The sequence below is a fragment of the Devosia sp. MDV22-iso42 genome (genome assembly GCF_058629155.1).
This window is the reverse complement of the sequence record NZ_JBZVWR010000009.1, coordinates 135118-149502: the sequence shown is the minus strand read 5'-3', so window position 1 is coordinate 149502 and position 14385 is coordinate 135118. Positions and strand designations below refer to the sequence as shown.

Annotated in this window: 20 protein-coding genes and 1 pseudogene; 7 read left to right on the top strand and 14 right to left on the bottom strand. The window is 63.7% G+C overall.

The features are described 5' to 3' along the window. Positions 1-44 precede the first annotated feature (44 nt). The 6 genes from hisF to hisB form a co-directional block, all read right to left on the bottom strand. Entirely contained in the window at positions 45-842 is a 798-nt protein-coding gene (gene hisF, locus AC4NN3_RS10685) for an imidazole glycerol phosphate synthase subunit HisF (RefSeq protein ID WP_491927079.1), read from the bottom strand. Positions 843-873: 31 nt separating this feature from the next. Further along, positions 874-1215, bottom strand: coding sequence for a hypothetical protein (locus AC4NN3_RS10680; protein WP_491927078.1), 342 nt, complete (start codon positions 1213-1215; stop codon positions 874-876). Further along, positions 1212-1943, bottom strand: a complete 732-nt coding sequence (gene hisA / locus AC4NN3_RS10675; RefSeq protein WP_491927077.1) for a 1-(5-phosphoribosyl)-5-[(5-phosphoribosylamino)methylideneamino]imidazole-4-carboxamide isomerase — start codon at positions 1941-1943, stop codon at positions 1212-1214. The genes AC4NN3_RS10680 and hisA overlap by 4 nt, the downstream gene beginning before the upstream one ends. Then, positions 1940-2590, bottom strand: coding sequence for an imidazole glycerol phosphate synthase subunit HisH (gene hisH / locus AC4NN3_RS10670; RefSeq protein WP_491927076.1), 651 nt, complete (start codon positions 2588-2590; stop codon positions 1940-1942). Before hisH ends, hisA begins: the two co-directional genes overlap by 4 nt. After that, positions 2587-2934, bottom strand: coding sequence for a DUF2628 domain-containing protein (locus tag AC4NN3_RS10665; RefSeq protein WP_491927075.1), 348 nt, complete (start codon positions 2932-2934; stop codon positions 2587-2589). The genes hisH and AC4NN3_RS10665 overlap by 4 nt, the downstream gene beginning before the upstream one ends. 135 nt (positions 2935-3069) lie before the next feature. Beyond that, the gene (gene hisB / locus AC4NN3_RS10660) at positions 3070-3657 is read right to left on the bottom strand and encodes an imidazoleglycerol-phosphate dehydratase HisB (protein ID WP_491927074.1); all 588 of its coding nucleotides are present in this window, start codon (positions 3655-3657) and stop codon (positions 3070-3072) included. A gap of 156 nt (positions 3658-3813) precedes the next feature. Here hisB and AC4NN3_RS10655 point away from each other — a divergent pair, with 156 nt between their 5' ends. Then, the gene (locus AC4NN3_RS10655) at positions 3814-4230 is read left to right on the top strand and encodes a hypothetical protein (protein ID WP_491927073.1); all 417 of its coding nucleotides are present in this window, start codon (positions 3814-3816) and stop codon (positions 4228-4230) included. Between the two features lie 12 nt (positions 4231-4242). On the opposite strand, the pseudogene AC4NN3_RS10650 reads toward AC4NN3_RS10655, so the two are convergent. Next, positions 4243-4347: pseudogene (locus tag AC4NN3_RS10650) on the bottom strand (imidazoleglycerol-phosphate dehydratase); the annotation flags it as partial. A 456-nt stretch (positions 4348-4803) separates the two neighbouring features. Between AC4NN3_RS10650 and hslV the strand changes: the two are divergent. The 3 genes from hslV to hslU are packed head-to-tail and all read left to right on the top strand — an operon-like array spanning position 4804 to position 7185. Then, a complete protein-coding gene (hslV, locus tag AC4NN3_RS10645) occupies positions 4804-5364 on the top strand; it encodes an ATP-dependent protease subunit HslV (protein WP_491927072.1) in 561 nt (186 codons plus the stop codon). After that, the gene (locus AC4NN3_RS10640; protein ID WP_491927071.1) at positions 5361-5882 is read left to right on the top strand and encodes a GNAT family N-acetyltransferase; all 522 of its coding nucleotides are present in this window, start codon (positions 5361-5363) and stop codon (positions 5880-5882) included. Before hslV ends, AC4NN3_RS10640 begins: the two co-directional genes overlap by 4 nt. Beyond that, on the top strand, positions 5875-7185 hold the full coding sequence (hslU, locus tag AC4NN3_RS10635) for an ATP-dependent protease ATPase subunit HslU (protein WP_491927070.1): 1311 nt from the start codon (positions 5875-5877) through the stop codon (positions 7183-7185). Before AC4NN3_RS10640 ends, hslU begins: the two co-directional genes overlap by 8 nt. A 31-nt stretch (positions 7186-7216) precedes the next feature. Here hslU and AC4NN3_RS10630 read toward each other — a convergent pair whose 3' ends face one another. From AC4NN3_RS10630 to AC4NN3_RS10620, 3 genes are read right to left on the bottom strand one after another with little or no spacing between them, the layout of a single operon-like run. Continuing rightward, complete coding sequence (locus AC4NN3_RS10630) at positions 7217-7585, bottom strand: helix-turn-helix domain-containing protein (protein WP_491927069.1); 369 nt, start codon at positions 7583-7585, stop codon at positions 7217-7219. After that, entirely contained in the window at positions 7582-8169 is a 588-nt protein-coding gene (locus tag AC4NN3_RS10625) for a Smr/MutS family protein (RefSeq protein WP_491927068.1), read from the bottom strand. Before AC4NN3_RS10625 ends, AC4NN3_RS10630 begins: the two co-directional genes overlap by 4 nt. A 30-nt stretch (positions 8170-8199) precedes the next feature. Beyond that, positions 8200-8913 carry a Tim44/TimA family putative adaptor protein gene (locus AC4NN3_RS10620; RefSeq protein WP_491927067.1) on the bottom strand — a complete coding sequence of 238 codons (714 nt, stop codon included), beginning with the start codon at positions 8911-8913 and terminating at the stop codon, positions 8200-8202. Positions 8914-9072: 159 nt separating this feature from the next. On the opposite strand from AC4NN3_RS10620, the gene AC4NN3_RS10615 reads away from it, so the two are divergent. Then, positions 9073-9531: an FxsA family protein gene (locus tag AC4NN3_RS10615; protein ID WP_491927066.1), complete on the top strand. Its 459-nt coding sequence runs from the start codon at positions 9073-9075 to the stop codon at positions 9529-9531. Positions 9532-9612: 81 nt separating this feature from the next. Beyond that, complete coding sequence (gene secB / locus AC4NN3_RS10610) at positions 9613-10131, top strand: protein-export chaperone SecB (protein WP_491927065.1); 519 nt, start codon at positions 9613-9615, stop codon at positions 10129-10131. Between the two features lie 55 nt (positions 10132-10186). Here secB and dnaQ read toward each other — a convergent pair whose 3' ends face one another. Genes dnaQ through AC4NN3_RS10590 form a run of 4 tightly spaced genes read right to left on the bottom strand, consistent with a single transcriptional unit; the run spans position 10187 to position 12921 of the window. Beyond that, positions 10187-10900: a DNA polymerase III subunit epsilon gene (gene dnaQ, locus AC4NN3_RS10605; protein ID WP_491927064.1), complete on the bottom strand. Its 714-nt coding sequence runs from the start codon at positions 10898-10900 to the stop codon at positions 10187-10189. Then, positions 10897-11493: a dephospho-CoA kinase gene (gene coaE, locus AC4NN3_RS10600; RefSeq protein ID WP_491927063.1), complete on the bottom strand. Its 597-nt coding sequence runs from the start codon at positions 11491-11493 to the stop codon at positions 10897-10899. Before coaE ends, dnaQ begins: the two co-directional genes overlap by 4 nt. 1 nt (position 11494) lies before the next feature. Next, on the bottom strand, positions 11495-12322 hold the full coding sequence (locus tag AC4NN3_RS10595) for a shikimate dehydrogenase (RefSeq protein ID WP_491927062.1): 828 nt from the start codon (positions 12320-12322) through the stop codon (positions 11495-11497). After that, positions 12319-12921 carry a Maf family protein gene (locus AC4NN3_RS10590; RefSeq protein WP_491927061.1) on the bottom strand — a complete coding sequence of 201 codons (603 nt, stop codon included), beginning with the start codon at positions 12919-12921 and terminating at the stop codon, positions 12319-12321. Before AC4NN3_RS10590 ends, AC4NN3_RS10595 begins: the two co-directional genes overlap by 4 nt. Before the next feature lie 433 nt (positions 12922-13354). On the opposite strand from AC4NN3_RS10590, the gene hemE reads away from it, so the two are divergent. Next, positions 13355-14380 (top strand): uroporphyrinogen decarboxylase, encoded by a 1026-nt coding sequence (gene hemE, locus AC4NN3_RS10585; protein WP_491927060.1) that lies wholly within the window; start codon positions 13355-13357, stop codon positions 14378-14380. Positions 14381-14385 lie beyond the last annotated feature (5 nt).

The window sequence follows — 14385 nt, the reverse complement described above, 5'->3', positions numbered from 1 at the left end:
TTGGATTGGCTTAGAGCAAAATTTTTCGTCGCCGTCACTACGACCTAAGCCGGGCGGTCCTGGCGCACGGGAACCCCATGGGCCGCTAGATAGGCCTTGGCCTGGGGAATGGTGAAGGTGCCGAAGTGGAAGATCGAGGCGGCCAGCACGGCGCTGGCATGGCCCTCGACCACGCCGTCGACCAGATCCTGCAGGCTGCCGACGCCGCCCGAGGCGATGACCGGCACGGCCACGGCATCGGCAATGGCGCGGGTCAGCTTGAGGTCGAAGCCGGACTTGGTGCCGTCGCGATCCATCGAGGTCACCAGCAGTTCGCCGGCGCCGCGCTCGACCATACGAACGGCAAATTCCACCGCATCGAGCCCGCTGGCCTTGCGACCGCCATGGGTGAACACTTCCCATTGGCTGCGGTTGTCGCCGCCCAGGGCCTGGCTCAGGCGCTGCCGGGCATCGACCGAGACGACAATGCACTGATTGCCGAACTTGTCGGCGGCGCGGGCGATGAAGTCCGGATCGTTCACCGCTGCCGAATTGATCGCCACCTTGTCGGCGCCGGCCAGCAGCAGTTTGCGAATGTCCTCAATGCTGCGCACCCCACCGCCCACCGTCAGCGGCATGAAGCAGTGTTCGGCGGTGCGCGAGACAACGTCGAAAATGGTGTCGCGGCCCTCATGGCTGGCGGTGATGTCGAGAAAGGTCAGCTCGTCGGCGCCGGCCGCGTCATAGGCCATGGCGGCCTCGACCGGGTCGCCGGCATCGCGCAGGTCGACAAAGTTGACGCCCTTGACGACGCGGCCGTCCATGACATCGAGGCAGGGAATGAGACGGATCTTTAGGGTCACCGGCGGGAGTCCTTGCGCTTGGAATTGCCCGTCATGACGAGGGCCTGGTCTGTGCCCGCCGCCAGGCGAGGCGATGAATGGTCAGCACGATGAGCGAGACGATAAGGGCGCCACCGCCCAGCGGGAAGGTGGCCAGCATGAGCCAGCCCATGACGCCGGTAAAGTAGAGCAGCTCGCCCCAGTCCTGGCCCATGACCATGCAGACATGGGCACTGCCCTCGTCCACCTGGCAGCCATTGGCCTCGGCGACCGCGGCCGTGAACAGTACCGAGAACAGCGGCAACAGCGTCAACAGCAGAATTACCGCACAGATGATGCCATAGCCCAGCCAGGGAAAGCGGCGCTGTACCGCGCCTGACGGGTCCAGGGTCATGCCGCGCGTCTCAGCAAAGCCAGTGCTTCACGTGAATCAATGCGGCCATCGTAAAGCGCGCGGCCGGAAATGGCGCCTTCGAGCACGGCGCAGTCCGGCTGGGTGAGGCGAGTGATATCGGCCATGGAGGCCAGGCCCCCCGAGGCGATCACCGGAATGGATGTCGCCTGAGCCAGCGCGATGGTGGACTCCCAGTTGATGCCGGCCAGCACGCCGTCGCGGTCGATATCGGTATAGATGATGGCCGCCACGCCGGCGCCCTCGAAGCGTTTGGCCAGCTCGATGATGCTGAGCTCGGAGGTCTCGGCCCAGCCCTCCACCGCCACCATGCCCTTGCGGGCATCGATGCCGACGGCGACCTGGCCGGGCCATTTTTTCGCCGCTTCCTTCACGAGAGCCGGATCACGCACGGCGACGGTGCCCAGGATCACCCGCGCCAGGCCCTTGTCGAGCCAGCCTTCGATATGGGCCATTGTGCGGATGCCGCCACCCAACTGCACCGGGAATTTCACTGCCGCCAGAATCGCATCAACCGCCGCGCCATTGACGCTTTCGCCGGCAAAGGCGCCATTGAGATCGACCACGTGCAGATACTCGAAACCCTGGTCCTCGAAGCTCCTGGCCTGGGCCGCCGGGTTGTCGTTGAACACGGTGGCCTGGTCCATGTCGCCCAGCTTGAGCCGCACGCACTGGCCGTCTTTCAGGTCGATGGCAGGAAACAGGATCACGGCGTCCACCTCAGGAAATTCTCGATCAGTTGCAGGCCCAGCGCCTGGCTCTTTTCGGGGTGGAACTGGGCACCGAACATATTGTCGCGGCCGATACAGGCGGTGAGCGGTCCGCCGTAATCGGTGGTCGCCAGCAGGTGACCGGGGTCCTCGGGCACCAGGTGATAGGAGTGCACGAAATAGGCGTGCAGCCCATCCGGGCCATCCTGGATCCTGTCGAACAGGGGATGGGCCCGGGTAATGGCAATGGTGTTCCAGCCCATATGCGGCACCTTGAGCGCCGGATCGGACGGGGTGATGAACTGTACCGCGCCCGGGATCCAGCCCAGACCGGGGGTCACGGCCTTTTCGCGGCCTTCCGAGGCCATCAGCTGCATGCCGACGCAGACGCCCAGGAACGGCGTGCCGCCGCCAATGACGCGCTCGTTGAGCACCTCGACCATGCCGGGCACGGCATCGAGCCCGGCCTTGCAATCGGCAAAGGCGCCGACGCCGGGCAGCATGATGCGGTCGGCCTGGCGGACGCGCTCGGGATCGGCGGTCACCTCAATGGTGATGTCGCCGACGACAGCAGCCATACGCTCGAAGGCCTTGGCTGCCGAGTGCAGGTTGCCCGCGCCGTAATCCACGATGGTGACCAGGCTCATGACAGCGCCTCCAATTGGGCCAGATCGGCGCTGGCGGCAACACGCGGACCGCGTCCATTCCAGCCGCGCCGGCGCAGGGCCCAGCGCCGCAGATCGGGCGCCGCAAAGCCGAGCCAGAGCGCGCCGAGCAGATAGAGCAGGAAGGCGACATCATCGCCGATAACCGACGCCACCAGCACCAGCGCCACCACGGCCAGCGCGAAGCCGATCAGCTCCAGCCAGAGGCCATGGCGCAGCAGGAAGAGCGGCGGCAAGATGGCGGCCAACCAGGAGAATTGTTCCGGAATCGCCGCGGGCAGGGCGGTGTGGCCCGGCTTGGGATCGAAGATGGCATAAAGGGTCACAGTTTTCTCCAACACCTCAATGTCATTCCGGCTCCGGCCGGAATCCATCTTGAGATCTCAGGATGGACCCCGGCCTGAGCCGGGGTGACTCCGTAGATGGGGACGATCTAGTGCAAACGGGGCGAAAACAAAAGCCTAGAGCGTGCCCTTGGTGCTGGGCACGCGGTCGCCCGCGCGCGGATCGATTTCCACCGCGATCCGCAGCGCCCTTGCCACCGCCTTGAACATCGACTCGGCCAGATGGTGGTTGTTGTCGGTGTAGAAGTTCTCGATATGCAGGGTGATGCCGGCATTCATGGCAAAGGCCTGGAAGAATTCACGGAACAGCTCGGTGTCGATCTCGCCGACCTTGTCGCGGCTGAACTCTGCCCGGAACACGAGGAACGGCCGGCCCGAGACGTCGAGCGCGGCTCGGGTCAGCGTGCCGTCCATGGGCAGGTCGGACGAGGCATAGCGGACAATGCCCTTCTTGTCGCCGAGCGCCTTGGCCACGGCCTGGCCCAGCGCGATGCCGACATCCTCCACGGTGTGGTGAAAGTCGATGTGCAGGTCGCCTTTGCAGGCTACGTCCATGTCGATCAGCGAGTGGCGGCTGAGCTGGTCGAGCATGTGGTCGAAAAAGCCGATGCCGGTCGCCATGGTATGGGCGCCCGTGCCGTCGAGATTGATCGCGACCGTGATCTCGGTCTCGTTGGTCTTGCGGGCAATGCTGGCTTTACGCATGGTGGTCTCCGGGAATGCGGCCGCTCAGTAGCAGATAGGCATGAGCGCGTGAAGATTGGGTTGATCTCCTCTTTGCCTGGTCGATCCCAAGCGCTAAAGATATGGCAACCCACGCAACTGTTGGTCGGGAAAATGTCGGTTAGCGTTCAATGGCTCATGAGCCTGGCAACTGTCCTGGTCCTGCTGGGAATTTGCTATCTATTATTCGCCTATGTGATGTTGAGGAAATATCGTCCCATGTACCTTGTGTTGGGGACTGAGGATGCGTTCAGGCGGGGCTGGCGCTTTTTCAACAAGCAGTTGAGTGGCGAGGAGTTATCGCCGGAGGCGGAAGAGCTGCTGGTGAACCGATTTTTGGGGCGGCATCTCGAAATCTATCGGCGCGTGCGCGCCGCGAACATATTCAGCTTTGTCGAATTGGCGCGCGCGCAAGGTTTGCGTGACCAGGAGTTGGATCGAGAGATCGTCGAACACGTCCACCCGGCTGCACGGGACAAGTGGCTGGCGATGAGTGCTCAGGACAAGCAGGCGTTTGGAAATTACTTTAGGAAAAATGAGCTCGGCGTAAGATGATCTTGCGGCTCAAAAGCCGATGCCGGTCGCCATGGTATGGGCGCCCGTGCCATCGAGATTGATCGTCACGGCGATCTCGGTCTCGTTGGTCTTGCGGGCAATGCTGGCAGTCCGCATGGGCGGCTCTTTTGTCAAAGTTCGGCGCTGTCCTAGCAGATAAGGCCAAACGCATAAAGATTGCGTTGCCGGACGGCCGCCAAGCAAGGCAGTGCGACTTGTGCTTCTTATCCCCGCCCCCGAAACCTGCGCGCATACTTATACCCATCATCCCGCATGGGCGGCCTGCAGGCGAACAGTGGCGGGGTGAGCCGGGTGGCGGCTTTGCCTCCGCCACAGGTTCCACGCTTCGGTTGCGACAGGGCGAGCGACCCCTAGGACCGGACAGTTCCAAAAACCGGCACCCCGAGGCGGTTACCGTCTCACTATTTAACTTACTCAGGGGCGATGGCCGCTTCGGGGTCCGCTCACCTGCCCAAACCGCCCGGTCCTGCGACCGCGCGGCGCCTTTGCACGCATTGCAATCGCGTCGTCACCACCTAAATATCATTCAACAGTTCTGGAGTATTTCCCCTCATGAGTGATTCAGCATTCCCCGGCTGGCACGGGACGACGATCGTTTCCGTGCGCAAGGGCAACAAGGTGGTGATTGCCGGCGACGGCCAGGTCTCCATGGGCCAGACCGTCATGAAGCACACCGCCAGAAAAGTCCGGCGCCTCGCCGGCGGCAAGGTGATCGGCGGCTTTGCCGGCTCCACCGCCGACGCCTTCACGCTGTTTGAGCGGCTCGAAGCCAAGCTCGAGCAATATCCCGACCAGTTGATGCGGGCCGCCGTCGAACTGGCCAAGGACTGGCGCACCGACCGCTACCTGCGCAAGCTCGAAGCCATGATGATCGTCGCCGACAAGAAGGATACGCTGGTGCTGACCGGCAATGGCGATGTGCTGACCCCCGATCATGGCGTCATCGCCATCGGCTCGGGCGGCAATTATGCGCATTCCGCCGCCCTGGCTTTGCATCAGGCAACCGAGCTCGATGCCGAGGACGTGGCGCGCCGCGCCATGAAGATCGCCGAAGAAATCTGCGTCTATACCAATGGCAATGTGACGGTCGAAACCATCGAGCTCGATGCATGAGCTTTTCCGTCCGGCGCCTGACCCGCGATGACGTCGACGCCTATCGCGCCATCCGGCTCGAGGCGCTGACCCTGCATCCGGAAGCCTTTACCCGCACGGCGGAGGACTTTGCCCTGCAGGCCGTGATCGACCTTTCGGCAGTGCTCGACAAACTGGCCTTTTTTGGCGCCGAAAGTCCCGACGGGCAGCTGGTGGGCATCATGGCCTTCGACCAGGGCAGCAAGCGCGAGGCGCATCGGGGCTGGCTGCTGCAGGTCTATGTGCGGCCGGAATGGCGCGGCACCGGCTGTGCCCAGGCGCTGCTCGACGCCGTGCTCAAGCATGCCCGGGTCCACGTGCTGCAGGTGCATCTGGGCGTGGCCGCGGACAATGCGCCGGCGCTGCGCCTCTACAGACAAGCCGGCTTTGAGATTTACGGGACCGATCCGCGTTTCATGAAAGTGGACGATCGCTTTATCGACGAACATTTGATGGTGCGCTTCCTCGACAAGGCACCAGGAAAGCAAGCAAATGACTGAAACCAACTTCTCCCCCCGCGAAATCGTCAGCGAGCTGGATCGGCACATCGTCGGCCAGAACGACGCCAAGCGCGCCGTGGCCGTTGCCCTGCGCAATCGCTGGCGCCGCCAGCAGCTGCCGCCGGAATTGCGGCGCGAGGTCAGCCCCAAGAACATCCTGATGATCGGGCCGACCGGCGTCGGCAAGACCGAGATTTCCCGTCGCCTGGCCAGGCTGGCCCAGGCCCCGTTCATCAAGGTGGAAGCCACCAAGTTCACCGAGGTGGGCTATGTCGGCCGCGATGTCGAACAGATCATCCGCGACCTGGTGGAAGCCGGCATTGCCGTGCTGCGTGAAAAGCGGCGCGCCGATGTGCAAGCGCAGGCGCACCAGAATGCCGAGGACCGGGTGCTCGACGCCCTGGTAGGCACCTCCGCCACGCCCTCGACGCGCGATTCGTTCCGCCGCAAGCTGCGCAACAACGACATCGATGACAGCGAGATCGAGATCGAAATGCAGCCGGCCAGCAATACCGGCGGCTTTGAAATGCCCGGCATGCCCAATGGCGGGATCGGCATGATCAACCTCTCGGACATGTTCAAGCAGGCCATGGGCGGGCGCGGGGTCAAGCGCAAGGTCAAGGTCAAGGATGCCTATGCGCCGCTGATCGCCGAGGAGGCCGACAAGCTGCTCGACCAGGACCAGCTCAAGAGCGAAGCCATCGACCTGGTGGAAAACCACGGCATCGTCTTCATCGACGAGATCGACAAGGTGGCCCATCGCGAAGGCGGGGCGCAGGGCGGTCCGTCCCGCGAAGGCGTGCAGCGCGATCTGCTGCCGCTGATCGAGGGCACCACCGTTGCGACCAAGTATGGCCCGGTCAATACCGACCATATCCTGTTCATCGCCTCGGGTGCCTTCCATGTCAGCAAGCCCAGTGACCTCTTGCCCGAGCTGCAGGGGCGGCTACCGATCCGGGTGGAGCTCAAAGCGCTGACGCGCCGCGATTTCATCCGCATCCTCAACGATACCGAGGCCAGCCTGATCAAGCAGTATATCGCGCTGATGGCGACCGAAGGGGTGACGCTGGCGTTCAGCCAGGACGCCATCGAGGCGATTGCCGATGCGGCCGTGCTGGTCAATGACACGGTGGAAAATATCGGCGCCCGCCGGCTGATGACGGTGATGGAACGGCTGGTGGAAGACATCAGCTTTGACGCCCCCGACAAGCAGGGCCAGACCATCGCCATCGACGCGGCCTTCGTCGCCGACAAGGTGGGCAAGCTGGCCGGCGATACCGATCTGAGCAAGTTCGTCTTGTAGCCCTGGTTCTCCCTCCCCTCGGGGAGGGAGATTACCGTGTCTTGCCGCTGCGGCGCACCAGATCGTCGCGCAAGGCGCGCAGGTCCTCGGCATCGAGCTTGCCGATATCGGCGGCCAGCCGGTTGCTCAACTCGGTGGCTTCGGGCAGCAGCCCGGCGGTGTCGATGGTGATCTTGGGGTCGCTGATTTCAGCCAGGCGCTGGAATTCCTCGGCCTCGTCCCAGATCACGTTGAAAAAGGTGATCATCCGGTGCAGCAGAAAACCGGTGGGCTTGCCGCGGCGGCCATGCTCGAGCGCCGAGAGATAGGCGCTCGAAATATTGAGCGCCTTGGCCATGTCCTTGAGCGAGATGCCGCGCTCCTCGCGCAATTGTCGGATCTTGGCGCCGAGCGGGGTCATCGGCGGCGCAGGCGCACATACCACGCCCCCTCCCCACCATGGCCACGACTGGCCATGGACCAGCCGGATACCAGCGCGGCGAGCGATGGCTCGTTGAGCCAGATCGGCAGCATGGTGCGCAATATTCCCCGCCCAGTCATGGCGGCGATATAATCGTCATCGGTCCGCAGGCCCTTGCCGGTAATGACGAGGATGGTGCGGGCACCCTGGCCGGCCTTGGCGTGGACAAAGCGCTGCAGCGCCGCCCGCGCTTCCAATTGGGTCATGTCATGCAGATCAATCCGCCCATCAATCTCGATCTTGCCGCGGCCGAGCTTCTTGCGGATGGCCGGATCGACCGCCTTGTCCGGCGCGGCGGTGCCCGGGGCCGGTGCCTGATAGGGTGGCAGGAAGGGCTGGCGCGGCGGCTGGCGCTTGGGCGCCGGCTTGGCCGGCGGCGCCGGGGCCTCTTCCGGTGCTGGCAGCGGCAAGGGCCCATGGCTCAGCTTGAGCAGGCCCTTGCGGCGCAGAGGATCGACCGTCGCGGCGACGGTCGTCCAGAGGTGAAAATCGTGCGGCAGGCGCCTGGGATCGCGCTTGGACATGGCAATGAACCGGGCGCGGCGCAGCCGGACCTAGTCGAGCTGGCTGGTGGAGACGACCTTCCAGTTCGGATCGCGCGACTTGGGATTGCGGGCGAAGGTCCATTCATCGGCGATGGTCTGGACCTGGTCGGCATTGCCTTCGACCAGATTGCCATCCTTGTCACGGGTGGCCGAAACCACTTCGGCATGGAATCGGACCGTGAGCATGACATTCTTCTTGTCATATTCGGCGTCGGCATATTCCACCTTGGGCAGGCCGACAAAGGTGAAGTCGACGGTCTGGCCGGCGGCCTCGCGTTCACTGATGGCGCGCTGGAAGCCGTCAAAGACATCCTTTTCCAGCAGGTTCTTGAGCGTGGTGCGGTCGCCGGTGGCGTAGCCAGTGACGATCATCTCATAGGCCTGCTTGGCGCCTTCGAGGAAGGATTTGGGCGTGAAGGTCACGTCGGCCTCGGCAACATCGCGGAAGCCGGCGGCCAGTTCGGCGTCGCCATGGGCAAACTGCTCGATCTCGGCCTCGACCTTGCGGGCCCGACGATCGTCGTCCAGTTCGGGAGCCGCGGCACTGCGCGGGCGCAGCGGCACCACGGTATCCTCATTGGCCGGCGCATCGGCGGGCTTGCGGCGCTCGAGCGGCGGCCGTTCCGTGCCGGTCCTTGTGCCCAGCACCGAGCGCAGGCGGAACAGTACGAAAACCGCGATGGCAATGACGATGAGGGTAGGCAGATCGAAGAATTCGTCCATTGGGCAAGCACCTTACGGTCGGCTACGTCGGAAAATGACGCGGGAACGCTCGTGGAGCGCGCGATTTACCCTATATATAGGCAAAGCCTCACCCCAAAACCAGTTCACGATGGGGTCAATGCCGTTTTGCCGCGCTTTTTGCGAGAAGGATACCCGATCTTGGCCCGAATCTTTGTTCTGAGCCTGCTCCTGCTGCCACTGGTCGAGATCGCCATCTTCATCAAGGTGGGGCAAAGCATCGGCCTGCTGCCGACGCTGGCGCTGATCATCGGCGCCGCGCTGGCCGGTGGCCTCTTGCTGCGCGCGCAAGGAATACAGGTGATCGGCCAGCTGCGCAGCAATATGGGCAGCGGCCAATTGCCCGGCCGCACCATTGCCGATGCGATGATGATCGGGCTGGCGGCGCTGCTGCTGCTGCTGCCGGGCTTTCTGAGCGATGCGGTGGCGCTGGCGCTGCTGCTGCCGCCGGTACGCGGCTGGATTTATGCCAGGCTCGCCAGCCGGGTCACCGTGGTCAGCGCCACGACCAGCTATCGCGCGCCGCGCCAGCCGGATGATCCGCGCGTCGGCGGTCCGGGAACCATTGATCTTGATGAAGACGATTACCGGCCACACTAGCCGGCCGACCGGGGCCGTGCTTGTGGCCCACCGGCAAAGATGGTAGCCAGCAGCAACGCTTTTTCGACAAAGGAACCGTCTATGACCGACGAGAACCAGGGCGGCGCAACAGCCCAGGAAAACCCGCCCAGCATGAACATGGTGGGCCAGTATATCCGCGATCTGTCGTTCGAAAATCCCGGCGCGCCCGGCTCGATCATGGCGGGCGGCGGCAATCCGGCCTTCAATGTCTCGATCTCGGTCGCGGTCAAGAAGCAGGCCGACGATATCTACGCGGTCGAGCTGACGCTGAACGCCAAGGCCAATCGCGAAGCGGTCGTGCTGTTCAATGTCGAGCTGATCTATGGCGGCGTCTTCCGCCTCAAGAACGTGCCCGAAGCGACGCTCAGCCAGTTGCTGATGATCGAGTGCCCGCGGCTGATTTTCCCGTTTGCCCGCCAGGTGCTGGCCAGCGTGACCCAACAGGGCGGCTTCCCGCCGCTGATGATGGAGCCCGTCGATTTTGCCGCCATCTACCGGCAGAACTTGGCCAAGCTGGCCGCCCAGCAGGGCGCCGCGCCACTGACAGCGCCTACCGATGGCTCGGGCAAGCCGAACTGATTGTTTGATACCGAAAACAAAACCCCGGAGCGATCCGGGGTTTTTTCATGCCTGCCTAAGGCGCTGCGCTGGTCTCATCAGGATAACGTTGCCACAGCGCTGCTTCACCCATGGCGGCAATGAACAGGCCATGGGCCGCGGCCTCGTCCGCGGTCAGCCGCGGCGGCAGCGCGGTCGGCCGTTGCAGGACGGTGGTCCTGGTGGCGATGGCATCGGCGCCCGAGACGGTATTTTCGGCGATCAGCGCCAGGCTGACCTGCTTGCCGCCGATCAGCTCGAGATAGACTTCGGCCAGAATCTCGCTGTCGAGCAGGGCGCCGTGCAGGGTGCGGCGGCCATTGTCGATGCCGTAATGCTTGCACAGGGCATCAAGGCTGACCCGGGCACCAGGATGCTTCTGGCGCGCCAGCATTACGGTGTCGATCACCGGATTGGCCAGCCGCTTGTGCCCGGCCCGTTCGAGCTCGGCATTGAGAAAACCCATGTCGAAGGGCGCATTGTGGATGACCAGCGTCGCGTCGCCGATAAAGGCCCGGAAATCGTCCACCACGGTGCCGAACAATGGCTTGTCGGCCAGGAACTCGTCGCTCAGCCCATGCACCCGGAACGCCTCTTCGGGCATGGCGCGCTGCGGATTGACATAGACGTGAAAGTGCTGGCCGGAGGGGATGTGATTGATCAGCTCGACGCAGCCGATTTCCACCAGGCGATCGCCTGAGGCCGGCGACAGACCGGTCGTCTCGGTATCGAGCACAATCTCACGGTTCATTTTTTTAGCTCTCTGGCGCGGATGGCCGCCACCAGCGCGGCAACCATCTCCACCGTTCTGGCAAGGGGCAGGCCGGTATTGAAAAGATAGGTGGCCCGGGCCTTCTTGTGGTCCTGCGACAGCTGGCGGGCAAGGATAGTGTCGAGTTTTTCCCCGCTCATTCCCGGCCGGGCCAAGGCGCGCTGACGCTGGATGGCCGGATCGACCCAGGTGACGCCCACGGCGTCAAAGCCATAGTCAAAGCCGCTCTCGAACAGCAGCGGCACTTCCACCACGGCCAGGGGGTGCCCCTGTGCCTCGGCCTCCTCGAGAAAGGCGGCGATGCGCGCCCGCACCAGGGGATGAACGACGGCCTCAAGCCGGGCAAAGCCGGACGGATCGGCGGCCAGCCGTTGCGAGAGGATGGCCCGATCGATTACCCCATCCCGGGCCACACCGGGGAACAGGGCCTCGACGGGTTCGACAGCATCACCGGCATAGAGCTCGGCCACGGCAGTATCAGCGGAAAAAACCGGCACGCCCAGATCGGCAAAGGCCTTGAGCACCGTGGACTTGCCCGTGGCAATGGAGCCGGTGAGACCGATGCGCCACATGTCAGGACTCCAGCGTGGCTTGGATGCGCGCCCGCAGCACCGGCGTCACCGTGGGCCGAACGCCAAACCAGGCCTCGAAGCCGGGCACGGCCTGGTGCAGCAGCATGCCCAGGCCATCCACCGTGGCCAGACCCAGCGCCCGGGCATCGGCCAGCAGCGGGGTCTGCAGCGGCACATAGACGATATCGGTGACCAGTGCATCGGCGGGCAGAATGGCCAGGTCCAGCCCATCAAAGCGGCTGCCCTGCATGCCAATCGAGGTGGTGTTGACCACCAGGCCGGCGCCTGGGGCCACATTATTGAATGTATCGAGCTCGCTGGCTGTAATGTCGCCACCAAACTCATGGGCCAAGGCCTCGGCGGTGACCAAAGTGCGGTTGAGCAGGCGGACAGCAAGGCCACGGCTTTTCAGCGCCACCAGCACGGCACGCGCGGCGCCACCAGCACCCAGGACGATGGCGGGGCGGTCGGGGCGATCCCAGCCGGACGCAGCAGCGTCGAGATTGCCGAGAAAGCCGAGATAGTCGGTATTGGTGCCGTGCACCCTGCCATCGGTGACCACCAGGGTGTTGACCGCGCCAATGGTGGCGGCCAGCGGGTCAACGCTGTCGCAGAGCGCAAACACGGCTTCCTTGTGCGGAATGGTGACATTGCCGCCGACGAATTCGCCGCGGCGCAAGCGCTCGAAAAACGAAGGCAGGGCGTCTGGCGCCACATCGATGGCTTCGTAGCTGCCGTCAATGGCGTGCTCAGCCAGCCACTGGCCATGGATCAGCGGGGAGCGGGAATGCTTGATCGGGTGGCCGATCACGAAGGCTTTGCGGGTCACGTCAGGGTCTCGGGGGCAATGGCGCGCAAGGCGGCCAGGAGCGGCAGCAGCGGCAGACCCAGAATGGTGAAATAGTCGCCGACGACCTTTTCGAACAGGTGAATCGACGGGCCCTCAAGCCGATAGCCGCCGACCGAAGCCAGAACGGCGTCGCCCTCACGGTCGAGCACGTCGTCGCGCTCGGCGGGGGTGAAGTCCCGCATGGTCAGTTCGGCGGTCTGCACATCGGACCACAGCAGCTGGCCGTCGCGCACCAGGGCAATGCCGGCATGCAGCCGATGGGTCTTGCCGCGCAGATGCTCAAGCTGGGCGACGGCGTCGGCGCGGTCCACCGGCTTGTGTAAAAGTTCGGTGCCCAGGCTCAGGGTCTGGTCGGCGCCGATCACAATCGCGCCGGGATGGTCGCGGGCCACCCAATCGGCCTTGTGCCGGGCCAGTACGGCAGCGACGTCACGACCGTCGCCGCCGGCCGCCAAAGCGGCCGATTCCAGCCCCCGCTCGTCCAGCCGGGCGGGGGCGGTGGAAAAGCGCAATCCGGCCTGCTCCAGCAAGGCTTTGCGCGTGGTACTCTGGGAGGCGAGGATCAACATGGCTAGCATGTTTTCCACACTGTCATGCACAGCTCAAGCCCAAGCTGTGACAATGACTCATGACTTTGGTCGATCGGCAAACTTGTTCGACTTGGTTACCGAACTGTTAACACGTCGACCCCGTAGCCCGGTTCCGTCGGGCAACTGATAGCTATGGGGATAAGTGCTGGAGGCGCTGCTGCTGCGGCCAAGCGCTTATGCACATGCAAAAGCGAATCGTTGACTCCGGAGTCGGCCCGTTAAGGCTTCGTTAAGGAGTGTTAAGCAGAGGTGAAGCGCTGGGCTGCCAGACTCTGTTAACAGGGCGTTAAGCATGTAGCTGCGCGCTTGTGCCACGAGGCAGGGTGATTGTGGATTGGCATGAATTGCCCCAAAACACCGTCATGATAATACAAATACGAAGTCAGAAAGACTCTTTGGGGTTTTGGAAGGGAAGTCGGACGTGACCCATAAACCTCTGCTCGCCACCGTGCTCGGCGAGCGCCAAGCCAGGCCGCCGATCTGGATCATGCGACAGGCTGGTCGTTATCTGCCGGAATACCGCGCAACCAGGACCAAGGCGAAGAACTTCCTCGAGCTCTGCTATACGCCCGAACTGGCGATTGAGGTTTCGCTGCAGCCGCTGCGCCGCTTCGACCTCGATGCTGCGATCATGTTCTCGGACATTCTGGTGATCCCCGACGCGCTCGGTCAGAAAGTTCGCTTTGAACAAGGCGAGGGACCGATCCTGGATGCGGTGGACGAGGCCAGCATCGCCCAACTGCAGCCCGAACGGGCATTGGATCACCTGGCGCCGGTGCTGGAGACGCTCAAGGGTCTCAAAGCTGCGCTGGCACCGGAAAAGACCCTGATCGGCTTCTGTGGCTCTCCCTGGACTGTGGCGACCTATATGATCGGTGGTCGGGGATCGACCGATCAGGCGGCGGCGCGGCTGTTTGCCGTGCGCCATCCTGAGGCCTTCGCAAAGCTGATGGATATCCTGGTCAATACCAGCATTGACTATCTGGTGGCCCAGTTCGAGTCCGGCGCCGATGTGGTGCAATTGTTTGAAAGCTGGGCGCTCAACCTCGATGACCTGGCTTTTGATGAAAGGGTCATCGGGCCCAATCGCCGTATCGTCGAGGGCGTGCGCGCGCGGGTGCCCAATGCGCCGATCATCGGCTTTCCGCGCGGTGCCGCCGGCAATCTGGCGCGCTATGCGGCGCAGACCGGGGTCAATGCACTGGGGCTGGACTATGCAACGCCGCTCAATTTTGTGGCCGGGCATTTGCCCAAGTCTCTGCCGGTGCAAGGCAATCTGGACCCGCTGCGGCTGGTGGCCGGCGGAGCGCAGATGGATGAGCGCGTCGATGCCATTATCGCCGCCTTCAGCGATCGCCCGCACATTTTCAATCTGGGCCATGGCATTGTGCCGGAAACCCCGATCGAGCATGTCGCGCGCCTGATCGACCGGGTCAAAAACGGCTAGGCGGC